Origin of the sequence: Micromonospora sp. AKA38 (genome assembly GCF_027925725.1) — a bacterium.
In the GTDB taxonomy this organism is placed as follows: Bacteria; Actinomycetota; Actinomycetes; order Mycobacteriales; family Micromonosporaceae; genus Micromonospora.
On sequence record NZ_BNEI01000010.1, the window covers coordinates 203,379 to 226,172 of the forward strand.

The following is a 22,794-nucleotide window of genomic DNA, read 5'->3' on the forward strand; positions in this document are numbered from 1 at the left end:
AGGCCCCTGTTGCACGGAAAGCGTGGCTGTCCGGGCCCGGATGGCCACGCTTTCCGTGAATCTGCGGCAGAGGCAGGTGGGGGTGGGGTCAGGAGGCGCCGTCGGCGCGCAGCGGGAAGACGTTGCCGCGGGCCGTGTCGCGCAGCGAGCCGAGCACCGCGCCGATCTTGTCCGCCGGCATCGGCTTGAAGAAGTGGTAGCCCTGGGCGGCGGTGCAGCCCAGCTCCGCCAGCGCGGTGCGCTGCTCGGCGGTCTCCACGCCCTCGGCCACCACCCGCAGGCCCAGCTCGTGGGCGAGCCCGACGGTGGTACGCACGATCGCCGCCGCCTCCGGCGAGTCCGCCATCCGGATCACGAAGGAGCGGTCCACCTTCAACTCGTCGACCGCGATCCGGGTCAGGAACGTCAACGACGAGAAGCCGGTGCCGAAGTCGTCCACGGCGAGCTGCACGCCCATCGCCCGGAGCGTGGCCAGCACCTCGTCGATGACCTCCAGCTCGCTCATCACCACCGTCTCGGTGATCTCCAGGACCAGCCGGCGCGGCGGAACCTGGTGCCGGCGCAGCGCCTCCTCGATCTCGGCGGGCAACCTCGGGTCGAGCAGGCTGCGCGCCGACAGGTTCACCGAGATCGGGACGTCCAGCCCTTCACGCGCCCACCCGGCGGCCACCGCCAGCGCCTTGTCCAGCACGTAGCGGGTGAAGCTGCCGAGCTGCTCGCTGTTCTCCACCGGCCGGATGAAGTCGGACGGTCCCAGCCAGCCCCGGCGCGGATGCCGCCACCGGATCAACGCCTCCACCCCGGTCGGCGCGCCGGTGGCCAGGTCGACCGCCGGCTGCAACGCGAGCACCAGCTGGTCGTCGGCGGCCAGCGCCTCGCGCAGCTCCGCGAGCAACGCCAGGTGGTCGGTGCTCGCCGCGTCCCGCGAGCTGTCGTACGCGGCGACGCTGCCGCCGCCCTCCTTGGCCTGGTACATCGCGATGTCGGCACGCCGCAGCAGCTCGGTCAGGTCGGCGGCGCCCGCGTCGGCCGCCACCACGCCGACCGCCACCTCGACCGACATCCGCACGCCGGCCACCTCGGTCGGGGCGGCGAGCCGCTCGGCGACCTCCCGGGCCTGACGCAGCGCGTACGTCAGCGGGGCCGTCCGGTCGTCGATCACCGGGACCGAGGTCAGCAGCAGCGCGAACTCGTCGCCGCCGAGCCGCCCGAGCAGGTCGCCCGGCCGGGTCAGCACGGCCAGCCGGTTGGCGGTCAGCCGCAGCAGCTCGTCGCCGGCGGCGTGCCCCAGCGTGTCGTTGACCTCCTTGAACTGGTTCACGTCCAGCAGGAGCAGGGCCACCGGGTGGTCGTGCGGACGCTGCCGCAGCGCCTGGTCGCCCCGGGCCAGCAGCGCCGCCCGGTTGAGCAGCCCGGTGAGCTGGTCGTGCACCGCCTCGTACGACGACCGGGCGGTGACCAGCCGCAGCTCGCGGTGGGTCGCGGCGTCGTGCAGCGCGGCGGCCAGGGCGTCGGAGAACGCGGCCACCCCGTCACGTTCGGCGGGGCTGGGCGGGGCGGACCGGGCGAAGCGCACCCGCAGCCGGCCCACCTCGACGGTGCCGACGGCGAGCCGCCGGACCAGCTCGTGCTCGCCGGTGCCGGCTTCCGCGGTCGGGTCCACCTCGACGTCCCGCACCTGACCGCCGAGGTCGGCCCGGTAGCGGCGCCAGTGCCCCTCCCCGCGCGCCACGTCCACCTCGACCAGCTCGGCCCCGAACAGGGTGAGCGCGCCGGTCACCGCGGCGGTCGCGACGCCGCGTTCGTCGAGCTGGTTGAGCGCGGCGGTGGCCTCGGCGAACGCCCGCCAGGTCCGCCGTTCCTGGTCGGCCCGGAGCCGGTGCCGGTAGGTCTGTTGCAGCAGCCACAGCGGGGGCGGCAGGAGCAGCAGCCAGCGCGCGTCGAGTTCGAGCAGCGCGACCACCACCAGGCCGACCGCGACGTTGCCGACGAACATGGGCAGCTTGCCGCGGAGCGCGGCCAGCAGCGGCGGCCCGATCGGGATGCCGTGCCGCAGGGCGATCGTGGCGGCGCCCAGCCAGGCGGTGGTGAGCAGGTAGGTGACCGCGCCGGCGCCCAGCGCCAGGGCCAGCTCGGGGGTCGGCGCGGCGAGCAGCGGCCGGCCGAGCGCGCTCGCGACGGCCCCGGCCAGCGCCGTGGCGGCGGTGAGCGAGCCGGCGATGCGGACCAGTTCCAGCACCGGGCGGCGGTCGGCGACGAGCGACATGGTGGTCCAGGCGGCGCCGGCGCCGAGCAGCGCCGCGCCCGGGAGCCAGCCGGCGGGCACCAGCCAGAGGCAGACCACGAGCGCGGCCTCGCCCCAGGTGATGCTGACCATGCCGGCCGCGGTGCGGAAGCGCAGGCGGGCGAGCTGGGCGACGGCGAACGTGACCGCGGCGAGGCCGAACCGCGCCGGCCCGGGCAGCGGGTCATCGACCGGCAGGTGCGCCGGTACGGCGAGACCGAGCACCGCGGCCAGCAGCGCGGTGACCGCGACCGCGGCGGTCAGCAGCACGACGCTCAACGGGGTGCCGCGCAGGCCGAGCCGGTCGGGGGGACGGTCGGCCGGTTCGGAGGTCACGGCCCCGCCCCGGGACGGCCCGGGATCGGGGCACGGTCGGGGCCCGTGACTGTCCTCGACATCGACGCCCCCCTTCCGCGCAGGGTCCGGGGCCTGACGGTCCCCCCGGCGGAAGGCTAAGCCAAAGCCGGTGGTCGCAACAGGGGTCGACGACCGACTTGGGCGTGATTCACGTGGTGTTCAGCTGTTGCGGTGCTGCTGGGAGCCGTTGGGAGTATTCGTCGGTGAATCCTGCTCGACAGTCCCCCCTGTCGGATCGACGACCGCCGCGTCGACCCGTCCCGGCTCGGCCTGGTGCGGGAAGCGGTCCGGCAGCCGGCGCAGCCGGGCGTTCATGTTGCGGATCAGCAGGACGGTGACGGTGGCCAGCGCGACGATGAGGAAGAGGCCCATCGGACCGGCCAGACCACCCGTGCGGGTGTCACCGAAGTTGTTCTCCGCGAGCACCTGGGCGGTGGTCAGCATGGTGTTCCTCCGATGTGCGGCTGACGACCAGGGTAGCCCGCGCCGACGTCAGTGGGCACGGCACGTCTCGCGCACGCCGGCGAAGAGGTCCGACTCGGGGAGCGGGCTGTCCACCAGCGAACGGGCGAGTTGGAAGTCCTCCGTGGGCCAGGCGCGCTGCTGGAGGTCCATCGGCACCTGGAACCAGAACCCGTCCGGGTCGATCTGGGTGGCGTGGGCGCGCAGCGCGTCGTCGCGGACCGGGAAGTAGGCGGCGCAGTCGACCCGGGTGGTGATCCGGTCGCCCTTGTCGGGGCGGTCCTCCCAGCGCTTCATCCACTCCCCGTACGGCGACTCGCGGCCGGCGGCGAGCATCGCCTCGTGCAGGCTCATGATCTTGGCGCGGGAGAAGCCCACGTCGTAGTAGAGCTTGAGCGGCTGCCAGGGCTCGCCCAGCTCCTGGTGGCGCTCCGGGTCGCCGGCCGCCTCGAACGCGGCCACGGTGACCTTGTGGGTCATGATGTGGTCCGGGTGCGGGTAGCCGCCCTCCTCGTCGTACGTGGTGACCACGTGCGGGCGGAACTGCCGCATCAGCCGCACCAGTGGCGCGGCGGCGGCCTCCACCTCCTGGAGGGCGAAGCATCCCTCCGGCAGCGGCGGCAACGGGTCGCCCTCGGGCAGCCCGGAGTCGACGAAGCCGAGCCATGCCTGCTCGACGCCGAGGATGGCGCGGGCGGCGTCCATCTCGGCCCGGCGGATGTCGCCGATGTTGGCCCACACGTCCGGCCGGTCCATCTTGGGGTTCAGCACGCTGCCCCGCTCGCCGCCGGTGCACGTGACGACCAGCACCTCCACCCCCTCGGCGACGTATTTCGCCATGGTGGCGGCGCCCTTGCTCGACTCGTCGTCGGGATGGGCGTGCACCGCCATGAGACGCAGCTGCTCTGCCACCTTGGGCGCTCCTCGTCTGTGCCCACCGGCCGACCCACCCGGGCCGACCGGCTGACCTGCCGGAATCTCCCCCCGCGCCCGCGAAAGCCCCCGTGCTGGCCGGCCGGCACCCCGTCGGAGTGGCCGGGACCACTCGGACCGGTCGGGGCCGACCTGCCATCCTTGGCTCAGCGCCGGGCTGGGAAGATGGACCCTGCCATTCTTGCCGATGCCGCCGACAACAACGCCAGGAGATACCCGCCGGTGAGCGAGACGCACGCCACAGTCGTACCGGGTACGCCGGTCTTCCCGCCCGGCCGCTACGGCCGCCGCCGGGAGCCGGGTCGCCGCCGGCCGCTTCTGCTCGCGCTGACCGTGGCGGTCGTGCTGGCCGTGCTCGGGTTGGCTGCCGCGAAGCTCTACACCCAGTACGGCGACCCGGAGTACCGGGGCGAGATGATCAGTTACACCGGGATCACCGACTCCCGGGTGGTGGTCGACTTCCGGGTCACCGTGCCGCCGGGCGGCGCGGCCACCTGCCTGCTGCGGGCCCGCTCGCACGACGGCGCCGAGGTGGGCCACGTCGAGGCCACCGTGACCGCCGGGCCCGGCCAGCGGCACGTCCGGGCCAGCCAGGAGGTGCCGACCAGCGCCCGGCCGTTCATCGGTGAGGTGTTGCGCTGCCGACCGGCCTGAGCCGGAGCACCGGCGAGCCGCCGGACCTCGCACCCGGGTGGGTCCCGCCGCCGGCACCCCGGGTGATCGAGCGCACCCGGACGGGCACGGCACTGGTAGCTTGGTAGTTCACCTGTCAGCCAGTCCGCACCAACCGAGGAGATCGCCTGTGTCCACCAACGGAAACGAGGCGCCCGCCACCTGGCTGTCCCAGGACGCGTACGACCGCCTGCAGGGCGAGCTCGACGAGCTGATCGCCAACCGGCCGGTCATCGCCGCCGAGATCAACGCCCGGCGCGAGGAGGGCGACCTGCGGGAGAACGGTGGCTACCACGCCGCCCGCGAGGAGCAGGGCAAGGCCGAGGGACGCATCCTCTACCTGAAGGAGCTGCTCCGCACCGCCAAGGTCGGTGAGGCACCGGATGCCGACGCGGTGTCGCCCGGCATGGTCGTGACGATCTACTTCGACGACGACGCCGACGACACCGAGACCTTCCTGCTCGGCTCCCGCGAGATCGCCTCCACCACCGAGCTGACCGTCTACAGCCCCGAGTCCGCGCTCGGCAAGGCGATCCTCGGTGGCAAGGCCGGCCAGACCTGCACCTACACGGCGCCGAGCGGCGCCGACATCAAGGTGACGGTGGTGTCCTTCGAGCCGTACTCCGGCTGATCCCGCTGGCGGACCCGCGCCGGCCGGCTCGGGTCCGACCCGACCGAGGCTGACAGGCTCCTCGGACCCGAGCCACTCCACTCGAACGCCCCGACCGGATCATCCGGCCGGGGCGTTCGCGATCTCACACGGCGCCGACCAGATCCACCTGGTAGCCGCTGGCCCGCAACGCGCTGATCAGCTTGTCCGAGTGCGTCACCCCGCGGGTCTCCACCGAGAGCGCCACCTCCACCTCCCCGAGCCGCAGGTGCGGGTTCGCCCGCTGGTGCACCACGTCCACCACGTTCGCCCGGTGCCCGGCGATCTCACCCAGCAGCGAGGCGAGCTGCCCGGGCCGGTCCGTGCAGCGCACCGTGATGCGCAGGAAACGCCCGGTCGCCGCCAGCCCGTGCTCGATCATCCGGAGCATCAGCAACGGGTCGATGTTGCCGCCGGAGAGCACCGCCACCACCGGCGACTCCACCTCCACGACGGCCGCCAGCAGCGCCGCCACGCCGACCGCGCCGGCCGGCTCCACCACCTGCTTGCCGCGCTCCATCAGCGTCAGCAACGCCCGTGAGATGTCCTCCTCGGAGACCGTGACCACGTCGTCGACCAGCCGCTGGACGTGGGTGAACGTCAGTTCGCCGGGACGCCCCACGGCGATGCCGTCGGCGATCGTCGAGAAGGCGGGCAGCCGCACCGGCTCGCCGGCCCGCAGCGAGGGCGGGAAGGCGGCGGCGCTCGCCGCCTGCACCCCGATCACCCGGATGTCCGGGCGCAGCGCCTTGGCCACCACCGCGATCCCGGAGACGAGGCCGCCGCCACCCACCCCGGTCACGATGGTGCGCACGTCCGGGCACTGTTCGAGGATCTCCAACGCCACCGTGCCCTGACCGGCGATGACGTCCGGATGGTCGAACGGGTGGATGAACACCGCGCCGGTCCGCTCCGCGAACGTCTGCGCCGCGACCAGCGCCTCGTCGACAGTGGTGCCGACCAGTTCGATGCGGGCGCCGTACCCCTTGGTCGCGGAGACCTTCGGCAGCGGCGCGTTCACCGGCATGAAGACGGTGGCCTCCGCGCCGAGCAGGCCGGCGGCGAGCGCCACGCCCTGGGCGTGGTTGCCGGCGCTGGCCGCCACCACGCCCCGGGCCCGGTCCTGCGCCGAGAGCCGGGAGATCCGTACGTACGCGCCGCGCACCTTGTACGACCCGGCGCGCTGCATGTTCTCGCACTTGAGCATGACCGGCCCACCGAACGCGGCGCTGAGCGGCCGGAACGGCTCCAGCGGGGTGGTCCGGGTGACGCCGGCGAGCAGCTCCCGCGCGGCCTGTACGTCGGCGAGACCGACCAGTTCCGTCATGCCCCGATCGTGCCACCCGCACCGGGCGGAAGCTGCGGCGACGTCGCCACGGGCGCACCGGGCGCGGGCCCCACGACAGGCGCGGGGCCGGCCGCCCCGGCCGCCGGCCAACCGGGCCGGCCAGCCTGACCGGACTGCCCTGACCAGCCGGAATGTCCCGGCCAGCCGGGTTGACCGGGCCAGCCCGGGAACGCCGGTCGGGCCCGCGCGATCCGGTCCTGCTGGGCGACGGAGACCCGGCGAACCAGCACGACGAAAGAGATCGCGGCGACCAGGCAGGCGAGCACCGGCAGCAGGCGGGGCGCGAGCGACTCCCGGTAGAACGTGACGTACGTGGCGAACTCGGCCTCGCTGCGCGGCCACTCGGTCAGCCGCTCGTACCGCTGCTCCTCCAGCTGCGCCACCACCCGCTCCCCGATGGAGAAGACCAGCCAGGCCGCCCACCAGAGCGGCACCAGCCACGGCGTGCGGCGGCGCCACAGGCTGAACCGCGCCACCTCGGCCACCACCCGGGCCGGCACGACGAAGTTGGCGAACGGCACCAGCCAGCCGGCGATCGCCCAGGCGGGGCTCTGCGTCGGCGCGGCGCCGGAGAAGGCGTCCAGGTTCTTGCGCACCCGCCACGTCCAGATCACCACCAGCGTGGCGGCCACCAGCACGGCCAGGATGAACGGCAGGGTGAGCAGGACCTCGGCGAGCACCGCGCCGAGCAGCACGTCCCGGTCGAGCTGCTCGGCGGCCGAGCGGGCCAGGCGGACGCCGAGCAGCGGGAAGAGCGCGGAGAGCGTGAACAGCGCGGCGGTCGCGCCGACCGCGACACAGAGGGCCGACCCCAGGCCCCGGACCGGGTACGTGGGCACGCCGGGCAGGACCGGGGGCTGGCCGTGGCGGGTGCCGCAGCGCTGGCACTCGTCGAAGGCGGGCGAGGTGGCGTCCCCGCAGGTCTGGCAGTGCATCGGGACCGTCCGGAGGAGTGCGCGCGACAGGGACGCGCACACGTTAGACGATCATGCGACGGCCGGTGACCCCGTTCCGACGCGGGGATAGCCGGGGGCGTGCCGCTGCCACGGCGCCTGCATCTCGAACTGGCCGGCCACCCCGAGCAGCAGCAGTTCGGAGCCGGGCGGGCCGACGAACTGCACCCCGACCGGCAGCCCGTCCGGGCGACGCCCGACCGGCACCACGATCGACGGCAGGCCGGCGATGTTCCACGGCGCGGCGTACGGGGCGTACCGGATGTTCGTCGACATGTTCGCCAGCCAGGAGCGGCCGGACCAGCCGGCTGCCTCCGGCGGCGGCCCGGCCAGCGCGGGGGTGAGCAGCAGGTCGACCGACTGGTCGTCGAAGAAGTGCACCGACCGTTCGCGCCAGGCGGCCCGGTCGGCCTCCCTGACGTACCCCCGGCGCTGCGCCCACTCGCCGAGCGCGACGTGCCGGCGGCTGCGCCGCTGGAGCTGGCGTGGCGCCACACCGGCGGCCCGCACGTCGGCGGCGGCCGCCGCGAACCAGGTGGCGATGCCCTGGAGGCCCAGCCGGGTCGGGTAGACCGGGTCGGCCGGGACGGTGTCGTGCCCGGCGGCGGCCAGCAGCCGGCCGGCGGCGGCCACCGCGTCCCGGTTCGGCGCGTCCGGCGAGACGCCCCGGACCGGCGAGCGCAGCGAGACGCCCACCCGCAGCCGCGGCGGCGGGACCAGCTTGTCCGGCCGGCGGCCGGCCAGCACCGAGAAGCCGACCACCGCGTCCGCCACCGTCCCGGTCAGCATGCCGTGCTCGGTGAGACCGAACCAGTCGTCCGCGCCGAGCTGGCAGGGCACCACGCCCCGGCCGGGCTTGAGCCCGACCAGACCGCAGCAGGCCGCCGGGATGCGGATCGAGCCGAGGCCGTCGTTGCCGTGCGCCATCGGCACCAACCCGGCGGCCACCGCGGCGGCGGCGCCGCCGGAGGAGCCGCCGGGGGTACGCGTCCGGTCCCAGGGGTTGCGGGTCACGCCGGTGTCGTCGTCGGTGAGGGCCCAGAGGCCGAGTTCCGGCATCCGGGTCACCCCGAGGATCACCGCGCCCGCGCCGCGCAGCCGCCGGACCACCTCGTGGTCGGCCTCCGCCACCGGGGTACGCATCGCGGCCGACCCGTTCCAGGTGGGCAGGCCGGCCACCGGCGTGTTCTCCTTGACCGCCACCGGCACCCCGGCCAGCGGCAGGTCGGCCAGTTCCTCCTGCTCGTCGACCTTCTCCGCCTCGGTGATCGCCTCGCCGCCACGGACCGTGCGGAACGCGGCCAGCTCGGCGTCGACCCGTGACACGTGGTCGAGGTGGTCGGCCACCACCTGGGTGGCGGAGACGTCGCCGCGGCGTACCGCGCGGGCGATCTGCTTCGCGGTCGCCCCGACCCAGGTCGTCGGCAAGATGTCCGGCACTGCCACCCTCCCGTCCAGCGGTCAGCCCAGTGCCTGCTCCAGATCGGCGAGCAGGTCGTCGACCGTCTCGATGCCGACAGACAGTCGCACGAGATCGCCGGGAACTTCAAGCGGCGAGCCGGCAGCGCTGGCGTGTGTCATCCGGCCCGGGTGCTCGATCAGGGACTCCACCCCGCCGAGCGACTCGGCGAGCACGAACAGCCGGGCCCGGTTGCAGATCTCCACGGCGTGCTCCTCACCGCCCGCCGCGCGGAACGAGATCATGCCACCGAACCGGCGCATCTGCTTGGCGGCCACCTCGTGACCCGGGTGCGACGGCAGGCCCGGGTAGAGCACCTGGGCGACCTTCGCGTTGCCGTCCAGGAAGGCGGCGATCCGCTCGGCGTTGTCGCAGTGCCGGTCCATCCGTACCCCGAGGGTCTTGATGCCGCGCAGCGTGAGCCAGGCGTCGAACGGGCCGTTGACCGCGCCCATCGCGTTCTGGTGGTAGCGCAACTCCTCGCCGAGCCCGCGGTCCGCCGCGACCAGCGCGCCGCCGACCACGTCGGAGTGCCCGCCGACGTACTTCGTGGTGGAGTGCACCACCACGTCCGCGCCGAACGCGATCGGCTGTTGCAGGTACGGCGAGGCGAACGTGTTGTCGACCACCAGCAACGCGTCGGCGTCGTGCGCCACGGCGGCCAGGGCGGCGATGTCGGCGATGCCGAGCAGCGGGTTCGTCGGCGTCTCCACCCAGACGATCCGGGTCACGCCGGGCCGGATCGCGGCCCGGACCGCGGCCGGGTCGGAGACCTTCGCCGGGGTGTAGTCCAGGCCCCAGCGCTCGGCCACCTTCGCGAACAGCCGGTAGGTGCCGCCGTACGCGTCGTCCGGGATCACCACGTGGTCGCCCGGCTTGCAGACGGTCCGCAGCAGCGTGTCCTCGGCGGCCAGGCCGCTGGCGAAGGCGAGCCCGATCGGGCCGCCCTCCAGCGCGGCCAGGCACTCCTGCAACGCGTCCCGGGTGGGGTTGCCGGAGCGGCTGTACTCGTAGCCCTCACGGGGCGCGCCGACCGCGTCCTGGGCGTACGTGCTGGTCTGGTAGATCGGAGGGATCACCGCGCCGGTGCGGGCCTCCGGGTCCTGGCCGGCGTGGATGGCGAGCGTCTCGAAGCCGTGACTCATGCCCGAGACGTTAGTCCGCCGCTCCGTTCGGCCGCCGGGAACCCGGCGCGGGTCACAACCGGGAGGTCGTCGCCCGGTCGGCCATACTGGGCCGGTGAGTTCGACCGAAGCGCTGCCCTCGCGCCTGCACGGCGTCGTCGATCGGATCCCCGCGTCGATGGAGATGCTGGCCGGTCCGCGATCGGGTCGGGTCAGCCTGCCCGTGCGGCTGGCCTGGTCGGGTCCGACCGATTACGACATCGGCGATGCGCACGAACGACTGACCTTCTACTGCTTGCTGCTCGACTGCGGCCAACGTGGCGACATCGTCAACTACGTCAACGCCGCGCTACTCCGCCAGGACTGGCCCCGCATCCGGCGGCTGACCGCGCGCCGGGTGACGCGGCTCTGGGAGCGACGACTGCCCGCCCTCGCCGCCGAATAATGGACGAGCTGCACCGTCGTCTGCTGGAGATCGGTTTTGCCGCTGGCGACGACCTGGGTTTGATGCTCGCGGGGGGCTACGCCATATGGGCCCACGACCTGGTCAACCGGCCCTCCCAGGACATCGACTTCGCCACGGCCGTCGCGATGCCGCTCCCTGCCGTGACGGACCGCCTCGCCGCCGCTTACGTCGCAGCCGGCTTCTCCGCTCGGATCATCGAGTCGACACCTCGGATGGCTCGCCTGCTGATCTCGGACGATGTGTCGTCATGCGAGGTCGACCTGCTCAAGGAGGCGCTCGCGCCACCCGCCCGAATGGCTCTGGGCCCGGTGCTGGCCTTCGAGGACGCTGTCGGGCTCAAGGTCCGCGCGCTGCATGACCGCGCCGCCCACCGGGATTACATAGATGTCCGCGCCGCGAACGGGCGACTCGCGTGGTCCGAGCTGGAGCGCCTCGGCGCCCACCACACCGTGGGCTTCTCGCTGGATGAGTTGGCCGATCGGTTGGGTGGCGTGATTGAGCGGGACATCCGAACTTTCCGTTCATACGGCCTCACGGAGCCCCAGGTCGACGAACTGCGCACGTGGGCGTTGCGCTGGGAGGCGGACATCCGGACGCGCCTTGCCAACGGCGAGACCGGCCCCAACGGCATCCCCGACGACGACTGGGACAGCTACCTGGACCGGCCCTGACCAACCCACCCGCGTTGACCATGAAGTTGACGGTGGTCGGGGTCCGGAGTGCCGCCGCCAACTTCATGATCGACACCGTGGGACGGGGGTGGGCACGCCGGGCGGGACCGGTGGGGTGGGCCTAGCCTGGGCGGATGGCTGGGTGCGTGTTCTGCGGGATCGTGGCCGGTGAGGTACCGGGCTTCGTGGTGACGGACGAGCCGGACGGGGTGGCGTTCCTCGACACCCGGCCGGTGTTCAAGGGACACGTGCTGGTGGTGCCCCGCACCCACCTGGTGGCGCTGACCGACCTGCCGGGCGACGCGCTGCCCGGCTACTTCCGGCTGGTGCAGCGGATCGCGGCGGCGGTGGAGACCGGTCTGGGCTCCGGTGGGACGTTCGTGGCGATGAACAACAAGGTGTCCCAGTCCGTCCCGCACCTACATACCCACGTGGTGCCCCGGACCAGGGGCGACGGGCTGCGTGGCTTCTTCTGGCCCCGGACCCGCTACGCCGACGACGCCGAGGCGACCGGCTTCGCCGGGCGGATCTCCGCTGCGCTGGGCGGCTGAGAGGCTGCCAGCCCGGGGAGCAGGTGCTCGGCGAGTCTCCCCGGAGTCGACAAATTTGTTCGGTACGTTTTGATTCCCCGAAACGAACAAAATTGGAGCAGGTCATGTCCGGCCCTGGGCGCCCTTCCCGCGCCGCCGTGTACCAGCGCATGGAGGAGGCAGTCCGCGAACTGCGAGACCGGCTGGGCGGGCTACCGACACCCGCCGAGGCAGAAGACATCTGGGCGGAGATCTGGCACCAAGAGGCGCACAACAGCACCGCCATCGAGGGGAACACCCTCGTTCTCCAGGAGGTCGAGAAGCTTCTCGACGAGGGTCGCGCCGTCGGGGCCAAACCGCTGCGGGACTACATGGAGGTCCGGGGCTACGCCGACGCGGCCCGATGGGTTTACGGCCAAGCGTTGGAGCCCGGTGAGTGGCAGTCCGAAGCACTGCTCTCACTTCAGGAGGTACGGCACATCCACCACGTCGCGATGACCCCGGTCTGGACGGTGGACCCGCACCCGCACGCCACCGACCTCGAAGGGCCCGGCAACTTCCGACGGCACGAGATCGCACGCTTCCCCGGCGGGATGAAGCCGCCGTCCTGGCCGGAGGTCGATGCGCGGATCCGGAGTTGGCTCGACCGTGTCGCGGAACTGCGAGCGAAGACGGATACGCCCCTTGCCGAACGGCTGGCGGTGGTTCACAACGACTTTGAAGCCATTCATCCGTTCCTCGACGGAAACGGCCGAACAGGCCGCCTGGTGCTGAGCCTCCTTCTCGGCAGACTGGGTTATCCGCCCGCCATCATCTACAAGCGGGACCGGGATGCCTATCTACGCGCCATGCGCCGGGCCGACGTCGGCGACCCCGGGCTGTTGGGAGAGCTGATCGCCCGCAGCGTCACCGCGAACCTCTACCGCTTCGTCATGCCCGCGGTGGCCGGTCCGGTGAAGTTGCTGCCGCTTCCCGCGTTGGCCACGGCCGACCTGACCGAGAACGCCCTTCGTGTTGCCGCCATAAGAGGTCGACTGAGAGCCGTCAAGGCGGACGACGGCACGTGGCGAAGCAGCCAGAAGTGGGTGAACGACTACACGAAGAGCCGTTACCGGCGCGGCCGTCCCGCCTGACGGTCGCCCGAACGGGTAAGGAACCGGGGACCGGCGCTGTTACACGCTGGGAAAGCCACGAGAGGAGACCCACCGTGTTCCTCCGCCGCATGAAGGCCGAGATGATCACTCCCGACCAGGCCCTGCCGGGCCGCCCGCTCGCCATGCCGATCGCCGACCGGCACGAGGTGCTGCCGTCCTCGCTGAAGGGCCCGTTCCCGGAGGGCGCGCAGGTCGCCGTCTTCGGCATGGGCTGCTTCTGGGGCGCCGAGCGCCTGTTCTGGACGCTGCCCGGCGTGCTCACCACGTCGGCCGGCTACGCGGGCGGGTACACCACCAACCCGACGTACGAGGAGGTCTGCTCGGGCATGACCGGGCACGCCGAGGTGGTCCAGGTGGTCTACGACCCGTCGACGATCAGCTACGAGGACCTGCTCAAGGTCTTCTGGGAGAACCACGACCCGACCCAGGGCATGCGCCAGGGCAACGACGTGGGCACCCAGTACCGCTCCGCGATCTACACCACCACCGACGAGCAGCTCGCCGCCGCCACGGCGTCGCGGGACGCGTTCGCGCCGATCGTGGCGCGCGCCGGCAAGGGTGAGATCACCACGGAGATCACGCCGCTGGGCGACTACTTCTTCGCCGAGGACTACCACCAGCAGTATTTGGCGCCGACGAAGAACCCGAACGGCTACTGCAACCACGGGCCCAACGGGCTGAGCTGCCCGGTCGGCGTGGCCCGCACCGGGAGCTAGGCCCGCTCGCTAATCTGGATCCGACGACGAGGAGGGCACGATGAACGGCGAGAGCGAAGCCCGCCCCAGCGGGTACGCCAAGCCGGTCATCGTGCCCGACCGCCTGGAGGCTCTCTGCGGACCGACCCAAGGGGTCGTCAGCCTGCCCAGGCACTTGAAGTGGTCGGGAAACAGCAGGTACGACCTGGCGCAACCGGGCCGGATCAGAGACCTCTATCGCGCGGTGCTCAACGAGGCGACGAGCGCAGAGGACCTCGCAACATACCTGGATCAGGAAATGCTGGTCCGCCTCTGGCCGACCATGTGGCTTCCTCTCTCTGTCCGCCGAACGTGGGAAAGCCGGTTCCCGGCCCTCCGCGACAGTCGTCGTTCGGCCGCCTGAGACCGATGCTGTCCCGCCACCGGAGGATCACCGAGATCGCCCTCGGGGCTGCGGGTCGCTTCGGCTTCGCGCTGGCCGGCGGGTACGCGGTCAGCGCTCATGGCATGGGCAACCGGATGAGCGGTGACGTCGACCTCTTCACCGCATGGCATTCTCGGGATTCGTTCCTGCAGGCAAACTCGAGATGTCAGCGGATTGGCGCGCACATCCGCCGGTGACCTTGGCGGTCGGGCCGGTTCTGCACCCGGATGATGCCGTGGCCAACAATTCGACCGCTACGGCTTCCCATCCGCTGACTTGGCGGCCATGCGGGAGCGCTTTGCCGACTGGCGTCGCCAGATTCTCGGCTGAATTTGCCGCCTGGCGGCATCGGCACTCCTTCTCCGAGGACTACCACCAGCAGCACCGACCCGACCGAAGACACCGGAAGCCAGGCAAGATGGAAACCGGCCTGCGGGGTTCGTCACACCGTGGGCTCGGCGCATTTCCGGCATCCGTCCCGCGCGGGCAGGAACCGAAACCATGACAGGCAACCACCGTCGGTGACGGCGCATCGTAGCAAGCTGTCACACGTTCGTCATCGTCTCAACAGGCGAACTGCAACAAGCTCTGGCAGCATTGGCTCGTATGTGCGGACTTGCGGGAGAGTTCCGTCGTGACGGTTCACGGGCCGACGTCTCGGCCGTGGAACGGATGGCGGCCACGATGAGTGACCGAGGGCCCGACGACAGCGGCATCTGGTCGCAGGGCCCGACCGCGCTGGGACACCGGCGCCTGAAGATCATCGACTTGTCCGCGGCCAGCGGCCAACCCATCGTGGACGCCGCCGCGGGCCTCACCGGGGTCTTCAACGGCTGCATCTACAACTACCGCGAGCTGCGCGCCGAGTTGCAGGCCAAGGGGCACCGCTTCTTCTCCGCCGGGGACAGCGAGGTCGTGGTCAAGGCGTACGCCGAGTGGGGGCTCGACTTCGTCGACCACCTGGTCGGCATGTTCGCGGTGGCGATCAGCGAACGGGACACCGGCCGCCTGGTGCTGGCCCGGGACCGGCTCGGCATCAAGCCGCTGTACCTGGCCGAGAGCCCTGGCGTGGTGCGCTTCGCCTCCACCCTGCCGGCGCTGCTGGCCGGTGGCGGCGTCGACACCACCATCGACCGGGTGGCGCTCGCCCACTACCTCAGTTTCCACAGCATCGTGCCGCCGCCGCGGACCATTCTCGCCGGCGTCACCAAGCTGCCGCCGGCCACCGTCCGGGTGTACGAGGCGGACGGCACCACCCGCGAGCGGGTCTACTGGGACCCGACGTTCGGCCGGGCTACCGAGCGGGCCGGCTGGTCCGAGCGGGACTGGCAGGACGCGCTGCTCGACTCGCTCACCACCGCGGTACGCCGCCGGATGGTGGCCGACGTGCCGGTGGGTGTGCTGCTCTCCGGCGGCCTCGACTCCAGCCTGGTGGTCGCGCTGCTGGCCGGCGAGGGGCAGGCCCGCTCCGGCCTGGCCACGTTCTCCATCGGCTTCGACGCGGTGGGCGGCCGGGAGGGCGACGAGTTCGTCTACTCCGACCTGGTGGCGAAGACGTTCGGCACCGACCACCACCAGATCCGGGTCCCCACCGGCGACCTGCTGCCGCCGCTGGAGGCCGCCGTGGCGGCCATGAGCGAGCCCATGGTCAGCCACGACTGCGTGGCGTTCTGGCTGCTCAGCCAGGAGGTCGCGCGGCACGTGAAGGTGGTCCAGTCGGGCCAGGGCGCGGACGAGATCCTGGGCGGCTACCACTGGTACCCGCCGCTGGCCGGGGTGGACCGCGAGGCGGCGCTCGACACGTACGCGAAGGCGTTCTTCGACCGCGACGCGGCCGGACTGGCCCGGGTGCTCAACCCCGACTGGATGGCCGACGGCGACCCGGCGCGCGAGTTCGTCGCCGCGCACCTGGGCCGGCCGGGCGCGCAGACCGCGGTCGACGCCGGCCTGCGGATCGACACGCAGGTCATGCTGACCGACGACCCGGTGAAGCGGGTCGACAACATGACCATGGCGCACGGGCTGGAGGCCCGGGTGCCGTTCCTCGACCACGAGTTCGTCGAGCTGGCCGCGAGCTGCCCGCCGGAGCTGAAGCTGGCCCAGGGCGGCAAGGGCGTGCTCAAGGAGATCGGCCGCCGGGTGCTGCCGCACGAGGTCATCGACCGGCCGAAGGGCTACTTCCCGGTCCCGGGCCTCACCCATCTGGAGGGCAAGCTCCTCGACCGGGTACGCGACGCGCTCAGCGCCCCCGAGGCGCGCCGCCGTGACCTGTTCCGCGCCGACTACGTCGACGCGCTGCTCGTCGACCCGAACGCCGAACTGACCCCGTTGAACGGAAACAAGCTGTGGCAACTGGGACTTCTGGAAATGTGGCTCCAGAGCCACGGAATCGACTGACCGTGACCGACACCCTCGCCACCGGCACGGCTCGCACCGACCGGGAACGGGTGCTGGGCCGGCGTCGCGAACGCACCGGCCCGGGCGGTGACCCGGTCGCCCCCGGTACGCCGGAGCCGGCGCTGCCGTCCACCGCCGTGGCCACCGACGCCTCCGGCGTGGTGCTGGACTGCGGCTGGGGCCGGCTGGTCTTCGGCCAGACCTTCACCGACCAGGTGCACGTCGCCGACGTGCTGCGCTCCGAGGCCAACGGCGCCCGGGACATCTGCATCTACCTGCGTGACCCGCACGTGCTGGTCTCCCGGCTGCCGGACGAGCTGTTCATCGACCCGTCGCTGACCTACCGGCTGCCGCTGGGCGAGCACCGGCCGGCCGCCACCGAGGGCGAGGACATCCCCGGGTTGACCGTCCGGCCGCTGCGCGACGCCGACGACGCGGACGCGGTGAACCGGATCTACGCCCGCAACGGCATGGTCACCGCCCCGGTCGAGGTGCTGGTGGACAACGCCGCCACCGACCGGTTCCTGCACCTGGTCGCCGAGGACGCGGCCGGCGAGGTGGTCGGCACCATCACCGGCGTGGACCATGTCGCGGTCTTCGCCGACCCGGAGCAGGGCGCCAGCCTCTGGTGCCTGACGGTGGACTTCAACACCGCGCCGCCCGGCACCGGCCAGGCGCTGCTGACCGCGCTCGCCGACCAGCTCGACGCGCGCGGCCGGGCGTACGTGGACCTGTCCGTGCTGGCGGAGAACTCGGGCGCGATCCGGCTCTACGAGCGGCTCGGCTTCCACCGCACCGGCACGCTCTGCGTGAAGCGGAAGAACCCGATCAACGAGCGGCTGTTCCTGCCGGCCATGCCCGCGGGTTACGACGAGCTGAACCCGTACGCGAAGATCGTCGCGGACGAGGCGATGCGGCGCGGCATCCGGGTGGAGGTGACCGACCCGCACTGGGGTGAGTTGAAGCTGACCAGCGGCGGCCGGACCATCCACACCCGCGAGTCGCTGTCGGAGCTGACCTCGGCGGTGGCGATGAGCCGCTGCGACGACAAGCGGGTGACCCGGCGCATCCTCACCGAGGCGGGCCTGTCCGTGCCGCGTGGGCGCACCGCCACCGGGGAGCCCGACGACCTGGCGTTCCTGGCCGACGTCGGCCCGGTGGTGGTCAAGCCGGCACGCGGCGAGCAGGGCAACGGGATCACCGTCGGCGTCCGGACGCCGGAGGCGCTGACCGCGGCCGTCGAGCTGGCCCGGCGGTTCTGCCCGGACGTGCTGATCGAGGAGCTGCGCGCGGGCGAGGACCTGCGGGTGGTGGTGATCGACCACGAGGTGGTGGCCGCCGCGGTCCGCCGGCCGGCGCAGATCACCGGCGACGGCGTGCACGACGTCACCGAGCTGATCGGGCGGCAGAGCCGCCGCCGGGCCGCCGCCACCGGTGGCGAGTCCCGGATCCCGATCGACGACATGACCCGCGAGGTGGTGGCCGAGGCCGGCTACCAGATGCACGACGTGCTGCCGGAGGGTCAGGTGCTGGCGGTCCGCCGGACGGCCAACCTGCACACCGGCGGCACCATCCACGACGTGACCGCCGAGCTGCACCCGGTGATCGCCGAGGCGTGCGTGACGGCCAGCCGGGCGCTGGACATCCCGGTCACCGGGCTGGACCTGCTGGTGCCCGCGCCGGACGCCCCGGAGCACGTGTTCATCGAGGCCAACGAACGGCCGGGGCTGGCCAACCACGAGCCGCAGCCGACCGCCGAACGCTTCGTCGACCTCCTCTTCCCGGGCACGCGGGCACCGCAGCGACTCTGGTCGCCGGCCGGTGCGGCAGGCTCAGGGGCATGACCGCACGCAAACCCCAACCGCTCAAGCTCGACCTCGAATACCTGCGCCAGGTGCTGGTGGAACTGCTGGAGATCCCCAGCCCGTCCGGGCGCACCGACCACATCCAGCAGTACGTGGGCGAACGGCTCTCCGCGCTCGGGATCAGCTCCACGCTGACCCGGCGCGGGGCGCTGAGCGCCTGCCTGCCCGGGCCCCGGCCGACCGGCGCGGACCGGGCCGTCGTGGTGCACACCGACACCATCGGCGGCATGGTGAAGCGGCTCAAGGAGAACGGGCGGCTGGAGATCAACCCGATCGGCACGCACAGCGCCCGCTTCGCCGAGGGCGCCCACGTGCGGATCTTCACCGACGACCTGGACCGGGTGGTCACCGGCCAGGTGCTGCCGCTGAAGGCGAGCGGGCACCGCTACAACGAGGCGGTCGACCTCCAGGGCGTCGGCTGGGAACTGGTCGAGGTCCGGGTCGACGAGCCGGTGCACGACGAGGCCGACCTGCGGGCGCTCGGCATCGACGCCGGGGACTTCGTCGCGCTGCTGCCCAACCCGACCATCACCCCGACCGGGTACGTCAAGTCCCGGCACCTGGACGACAAGGCCGGGGTGGCCGCGGTGCTGACCGCGTTCAAGGCGATGGTCGACGCCGAGGTGACACCGGCGGTCACCGCGCACCTGCTGGTCACCGTCACCGAGGAGATCGGCCACGGCGCCAGCCACGGGCTCGACCCGGACGTGGCGGAGATCGTCTCGGTGGACGCGGCGGTGGTCGCACCCGGCCAGCAGTCCCGGGAGACCGCCGCCACGCTGGCCATGGGCGACGGGGTCGGGCCGTTCGACTACCACCTGACCCGCAACCTGGCCGCCATCGCCAAGGAGCACGGCGTCGACCTGGTCCGCGACGTCTTCGACTACTACCGCTCGGACGCGGCGTCCGCGGTCGAGGCCGGTGCGCACGCCCGGGTGGCGCTGCTCGGCTTCGGCGTGGACGCCACCCACGGCCACGAGCGGACCCACCTCGACGGCCTCCACCACCTCACCCAACTGCTCTGCCTCTACCTCCAGAGCCCGCTGGTCTTCCCGGAGTGGGACGCCGAGCCGGAGGGCGACCTGGCCGACTTCCCGTCGCTGGCGGTGCAGCCGGCGCACGAGGACGGCCCGCGCGAGGGCCCGATCGGCGTGGAGTGAACGTCTGTGATCGAAATTCGTTGCCGATGCCGCCGGGAAGTGGATAGCGTGGCGGTACACGGGAAAGGAGGTGGTCCAGACTTGTATAGCAATCGGACTCGTGAGGTGGCTGTCCGCTAGCCGCTGTCCTCGACAGTGAAACATCGTCCGCCGCGAGGCGGACAGCACGATCGTCGAGACCGTGTGGCAGCGGTGCGGCGAAACCACGACAGCCACCCGACCCCCGGGGTGCCGGCCCAGTCCAGCCGGCCCGCGCGCGAGCGCGGAAGCCCCGGGGGTCGTTCCATGTCAGCCGGAGGATGCGGTGTCGATGCGTGAGCTGGTGGTGCTCGGCACGGCCAGTCAGGCCCCCACCCGGGCCCGCAACCACAACGGTTACCTGCTGCGCTGGGACGACGAGGTGATCCTCTTCGACCCGGGCGAGGGCAGCCAACGCCAGATGCTGCACACCGGCGTGACCGCCACCGACCTGACCCGGATCTGCGTCACCCACTTCCACGGCGACCACTGCCTCGGGCTACCCGGCATGATCCAGCGCCTCTCGCTGGACCGCGTGCCGCACCCGGTGGCCGTGCACTTCCCGGCCGGCGGCGCCGACTACTTCGCCCGGCTGCGGCACGCGTCCAGCTTCCACGAGACCGCCGAGCTGGCCGTCGAGCCGATCGACGCCGACGGGCAACGGATCACGCTGGGCGTCGGCACGCTGGAGGCCCGCCGGCTGCGCCACCCCGTCGAGACGTACGGCTACCGGCTCGTCGAGCCGGACGGCTGCCGGATGCTGCCGGAGCGGCTGTCCGCGTACGGCATCGTCGGTCCGGCGGTGGGCAGACTGCTCCGCGAGGGCCACCTGGACGTCGACGGACGCCGCGTCACCTCCGACGAGGTGAGCGTCACCCGACCGGGGCAGCGGTTCGCGTTCGTGATGGACACCGGGCTCTGCGACGGCGTGTACGCGCTGGCCGAGCACGCCGACCTGCTGGTCATCGAGTCGACGTTCCTGGCGTCGGAGGCCGCGCTCGCCGCCGAGGTCGGCCACCTCACCGCCGGCCAGGCCGCGCGGGTGGCCACCGAGTCGGGGGTACGCACGCTCGTGCTCACCCACTTCTCCCAGCGGTACGCCGACCCGCGCCGCTTCCACGACGAGGCCCGCGAGCACTTCGCCGGCGACCTGGTGATCGCCGAGGACCTCCAGACGGTGCCGGTGCCGCCCCGGCGGGTACCGTCGCCCGGGTGACCGTCTCCCTACGCCCCGCGACCGAGACCGACCTGCTGGCGGTCGGCGCCCTGCACCAGCGCTCCCGGGTGGCGGCGTACTCGTCGTTCCTGCCCCCCGAGGCGCTGACGGATCCCACCCCCGAGGCGATGGGCCGCTACTGGGTGGAACGGTTGACCTGGGAGGGAACGGACCACCGGATGACCGTGGCCGAGCGGGACGGACGGCTGGTGGGCTTCAGCTATCTCGGGCCGGACGACGAGGGTGACCCGGCGACCGGGCTGCTCCACGCCCTGCATCTCGACCCGGACGAGCGGGGCCGGGGCACCGGCCGGGCGCTGATGCTGGACGCGCTGGACGCGGCGCGCGCCCGTGGGTGGACCCGGGCGGCGTTGTGGGTGCTGGCCGACAACGCGTCCGCGCGCCGCTTCTACGAGCGCGGCGGCTGGCACGCCACCGGCACCCGGAGCACCGACCGGATCGGCCCCCGGTCGGTCGCCCGGCTCCGCTACGCGCGGGAGGTGTGAGGGGCCCCGTCGCCGGGGCCCCGCACCCCGCTCAGCGCGCGCCGAGGTGGGCCAGCAGGTCCTGCCGGGTCAGCACACCCTTGGGCTTGCCGTCGACCAGCACGAGCGCCGCGTCGGCCTTCTCCAGCAGCGTCACCGCCTCGCTGACCGGCTGCCCGCCGCCGATCATCGGCAGCGGCTCGCCCATGTGCCGCTCGATCGTGTCGTGCAGGTGGGCCTGGCCGGTGAAGAGCGCGTCGAGCAGGTCCCGCTCGGCGATCGAGCCGGCCACCTCGCCGGTCACCACCGGCGGCTCCGCCTTGAGCACCGGAAGCTGGGAGACGCCGTACTCGCGCATGTAGTCGATGGCGTCACGGACCGTCTCGGTCGGGTGCACGTGCACCAGCTCGGGCAGGCCACCCGGCTTGCCGCCGAGCGCGTCGGCCACGGTCGGCTCGGCGCCGGCGTCGTCCAGGAAGCCGTACCGGGCCATCCAGCGGTCGTTGAAGATCTTCGAGAGGTAGCCCCGGCCACCGTCCGGCAGCAGCACCACCACCACGTCGTCCGGGCCGGCCTTGCGGGCCACCTCCAGCGCGCCCACCACCGCCATGCCGCAGGAGCCGCCGACCAGCAGCCCCTCCTCACGGGCCAGCCGGCGGGTCATCTCGAAGGACTGCTTGTCGGACACCTCGACGATCTCGTCGGCGACGGACCGGTCGTACGTCTCCGGCCAGAAGTCCTCGCCGACGCCCTCGACCAGGTAGGGCCGGCCGGTGCCGCCGGAGTAGACCGAGCCCTCCGGGTCCGCGCCGATCACCTTCACCCGGCCCTCGGACGCCTCCTTGAGATAGCGACCGATGCCGGAGATGGTGCCGCCGGTGCCGACGCCGGCGACGAAGTGGGTGATCTTCCCGTCGGTCTGCCGCCACAGCTCCGGGCCGGTCGTCTCGTAGTGCGAGCGCGGGTTGGCCGGGTTGCTGTACTGGTTGGGCTTCCACGCGCCGGGGATCTCCCGGGCCAGCCGGTCGGAGACGTTGTAGTAGGAGCGCGGGTCCTCCGGCGCGACGGCGGTCGGGCAGACCACCACCTCGGCGCCGTACGCCCGCAGCACGTCCTGCTTGTCCTGGCTGACCTTGTCCGGGCAGACGAACACGCAGCGGTAGCCCCGGAGCTGGGCCACCAGGGCCAGCCCGACGCCGGTGTTGCCGCTGGTCGGCTCCACGATCGTGCCGCCCGGCCCGAGGATGCCCGCCTTCTCGGCGTCCTCCACCATGCGCAGCGCGATCCGGTCCTTGACCGAACCGCCCGGGTTGACGTATTCCACCTTCGCCAGCACGGTCGCCTGGATGCCCTCGGTGACGTTGCGCAGGCGAACCAGCGGGGTGTTGCCGATCAGCTCGACGACGTTGTCGTAGTACCGCACCTCGTTGTGCCCTTCGTAGCGCCGCCGTCGGAGGGCGGCCGGTCAGCCG

The 22,794-nt window shown here is 72.5% G+C and carries 21 protein-coding genes and 1 pseudogene; 14 read left to right on the forward strand and 8 right to left on the reverse strand.

Annotated elements, in window-relative coordinates:
• Window positions 1-88: 88 nt before the first annotated feature.
• The 3 genes from TPA0908_RS31355 to mca all read right to left on the reverse strand — a co-directional run bounded on the left by TPA0908_RS31355 (window position 89) and on the right by mca (window position 4,015).
• On the reverse strand, window positions 89-2,578 hold the full coding sequence (locus TPA0908_RS31355; RefSeq protein WP_281944200.1) for a putative bifunctional diguanylate cyclase/phosphodiesterase: 2,490 nt from the start codon (window positions 2,576-2,578) through the stop codon (window positions 89-91).
• Window positions 2,579-2,800: 222 nt separating this feature from the next.
• Entirely contained in the window at window positions 2,801-3,085 is a 285-nt protein-coding gene (locus TPA0908_RS31360; RefSeq protein WP_281944111.1) for a hypothetical protein, read from the reverse strand.
• Between the two features lie 48 nt (window positions 3,086-3,133).
• Complete coding sequence (gene mca, locus TPA0908_RS31365) at window positions 3,134-4,015, reverse strand: mycothiol conjugate amidase Mca (RefSeq protein ID WP_281944113.1); 882 nt, start codon at window positions 4,013-4,015, stop codon at window positions 3,134-3,136.
• Between the two features lie 243 nt (window positions 4,016-4,258).
• Here mca and TPA0908_RS31370 point away from each other — a divergent pair, with 243 nt between their 5' ends.
• Window positions 4,259-4,690 carry a DUF4307 domain-containing protein gene (locus TPA0908_RS31370; protein WP_281944115.1) on the forward strand — a complete coding sequence of 144 codons (432 nt, stop codon included), beginning with the start codon at window positions 4,259-4,261 and terminating at the stop codon, window positions 4,688-4,690.
• A 148-nt stretch (window positions 4,691-4,838) separates the two neighbouring features.
• Window positions 4,839-5,339, forward strand: a complete 501-nt coding sequence (gene greA, locus TPA0908_RS31375) for a transcription elongation factor GreA (RefSeq protein ID WP_107162318.1) — start codon at window positions 4,839-4,841, stop codon at window positions 5,337-5,339.
• Between the two features lie 124 nt (window positions 5,340-5,463).
• Here greA and ilvA read toward each other — a convergent pair whose 3' ends face one another.
• The 4 genes from ilvA to TPA0908_RS31395 are packed head-to-tail and all read right to left on the reverse strand — an operon-like array spanning window position 5,464 to window position 10,262.
• Window positions 5,464-6,684 (reverse strand): threonine ammonia-lyase, encoded by a 1,221-nt coding sequence (ilvA, locus tag TPA0908_RS31380; RefSeq protein WP_281944119.1) that lies wholly within the window; start codon window positions 6,682-6,684, stop codon window positions 5,464-5,466.
• Window positions 6,681-7,640 carry a DUF4328 domain-containing protein gene (locus TPA0908_RS31385; RefSeq protein ID WP_281944121.1) on the reverse strand — a complete coding sequence of 320 codons (960 nt, stop codon included), beginning with the start codon at window positions 7,638-7,640 and terminating at the stop codon, window positions 6,681-6,683. The genes ilvA and TPA0908_RS31385 overlap by 4 nt, the downstream gene beginning before the upstream one ends.
• Before the next feature lie 51 nt (window positions 7,641-7,691).
• Window positions 7,692-9,104, reverse strand: a complete 1,413-nt coding sequence (locus TPA0908_RS31390) for an amidase (protein WP_281944123.1) — start codon at window positions 9,102-9,104, stop codon at window positions 7,692-7,694.
• Between the two features lie 15 nt (window positions 9,105-9,119).
• Window positions 9,120-10,262 (reverse strand): cystathionine gamma-synthase, encoded by a 1,143-nt coding sequence (locus TPA0908_RS31395; protein WP_281944125.1) that lies wholly within the window; start codon window positions 10,260-10,262, stop codon window positions 9,120-9,122.
• A gap of 94 nt (window positions 10,263-10,356) precedes the next feature.
• Between TPA0908_RS31395 and TPA0908_RS31400 the strand changes: the two genes are divergently transcribed.
• From TPA0908_RS31400 to TPA0908_RS31455, 12 genes and pseudogenes are all read left to right on the forward strand, one after another.
• Window positions 10,357-10,686, forward strand: coding sequence for a hypothetical protein (locus tag TPA0908_RS31400; protein ID WP_281944127.1), 330 nt, complete (start codon window positions 10,357-10,359; stop codon window positions 10,684-10,686).
• The gene (locus TPA0908_RS31405) at window positions 10,686-11,378 is read left to right on the forward strand and encodes a nucleotidyl transferase AbiEii/AbiGii toxin family protein (RefSeq protein WP_281944129.1); all 693 of its coding nucleotides are present in this window, start codon (window positions 10,686-10,688) and stop codon (window positions 11,376-11,378) included. Before TPA0908_RS31400 ends, TPA0908_RS31405 begins: the two co-directional genes overlap by 1 nt.
• Window positions 11,379-11,512: 134 nt before the next feature.
• A complete protein-coding gene (locus TPA0908_RS31410; protein WP_281944131.1) occupies window positions 11,513-11,929 on the forward strand; it encodes an HIT family protein in 417 nt (138 codons plus the stop codon).
• Between the two features lie 137 nt (window positions 11,930-12,066).
• Complete coding sequence (locus TPA0908_RS31415) at window positions 12,067-13,041, forward strand: Fic family protein (protein WP_281944133.1); 975 nt, start codon at window positions 12,067-12,069, stop codon at window positions 13,039-13,041.
• 74 nt (window positions 13,042-13,115) lie between these two features.
• Complete coding sequence (msrA, locus tag TPA0908_RS31420; RefSeq protein ID WP_281944135.1) at window positions 13,116-13,778, forward strand: peptide-methionine (S)-S-oxide reductase MsrA; 663 nt, start codon at window positions 13,116-13,118, stop codon at window positions 13,776-13,778.
• A gap of 40 nt (window positions 13,779-13,818) precedes the next feature.
• Complete coding sequence (locus TPA0908_RS31425) at window positions 13,819-14,160, forward strand: hypothetical protein (protein ID WP_281944137.1); 342 nt, start codon at window positions 13,819-13,821, stop codon at window positions 14,158-14,160.
• Window positions 14,161-14,165: 5 nt separating this feature from the next.
• Window positions 14,166-14,437: pseudogene (locus TPA0908_RS31430) on the forward strand (nucleotidyl transferase AbiEii/AbiGii toxin family protein); the annotation flags it as partial.
• A 350-nt stretch (window positions 14,438-14,787) separates the two neighbouring features.
• Entirely contained in the window at window positions 14,788-16,578 is a 1,791-nt protein-coding gene (locus tag TPA0908_RS31435; protein WP_281944141.1) for an N-acetylglutaminylglutamine amidotransferase, read from the forward strand.
• A 2-nt stretch (window positions 16,579-16,580) separates the two neighbouring features.
• On the forward strand, window positions 16,581-18,422 hold the full coding sequence (gene ngg, locus TPA0908_RS31440) for an N-acetylglutaminylglutamine synthetase (RefSeq protein ID WP_281944143.1): 1,842 nt from the start codon (window positions 16,581-16,583) through the stop codon (window positions 18,420-18,422).
• Complete coding sequence (locus tag TPA0908_RS31445) at window positions 18,419-19,603, forward strand: osmoprotectant NAGGN system M42 family peptidase (RefSeq protein ID WP_281944145.1); 1,185 nt, start codon at window positions 18,419-18,421, stop codon at window positions 19,601-19,603. The genes ngg and TPA0908_RS31445 overlap by 4 nt, the downstream gene beginning before the upstream one ends.
• Window positions 19,604-19,907: 304 nt before the next feature.
• Window positions 19,908-20,837 (forward strand): ribonuclease Z, encoded by a 930-nt coding sequence (locus tag TPA0908_RS31450; protein ID WP_281944147.1) that lies wholly within the window; start codon window positions 19,908-19,910, stop codon window positions 20,835-20,837.
• Window positions 20,834-21,343: a GNAT family N-acetyltransferase gene (locus TPA0908_RS31455; RefSeq protein ID WP_281944150.1), complete on the forward strand. Its 510-nt coding sequence runs from the start codon at window positions 20,834-20,836 to the stop codon at window positions 21,341-21,343. Before TPA0908_RS31450 ends, TPA0908_RS31455 begins: the two co-directional genes overlap by 4 nt.
• Before the next feature lie 31 nt (window positions 21,344-21,374).
• Here TPA0908_RS31455 and TPA0908_RS31460 read toward each other — a convergent pair whose 3' ends face one another.
• Window positions 21,375-22,745, reverse strand: a complete 1,371-nt coding sequence (locus TPA0908_RS31460) for a cystathionine beta-synthase (protein ID WP_107162303.1) — start codon at window positions 22,743-22,745, stop codon at window positions 21,375-21,377.
• Between the last annotated feature and the right edge of the window lie 49 nt (window positions 22,746-22,794).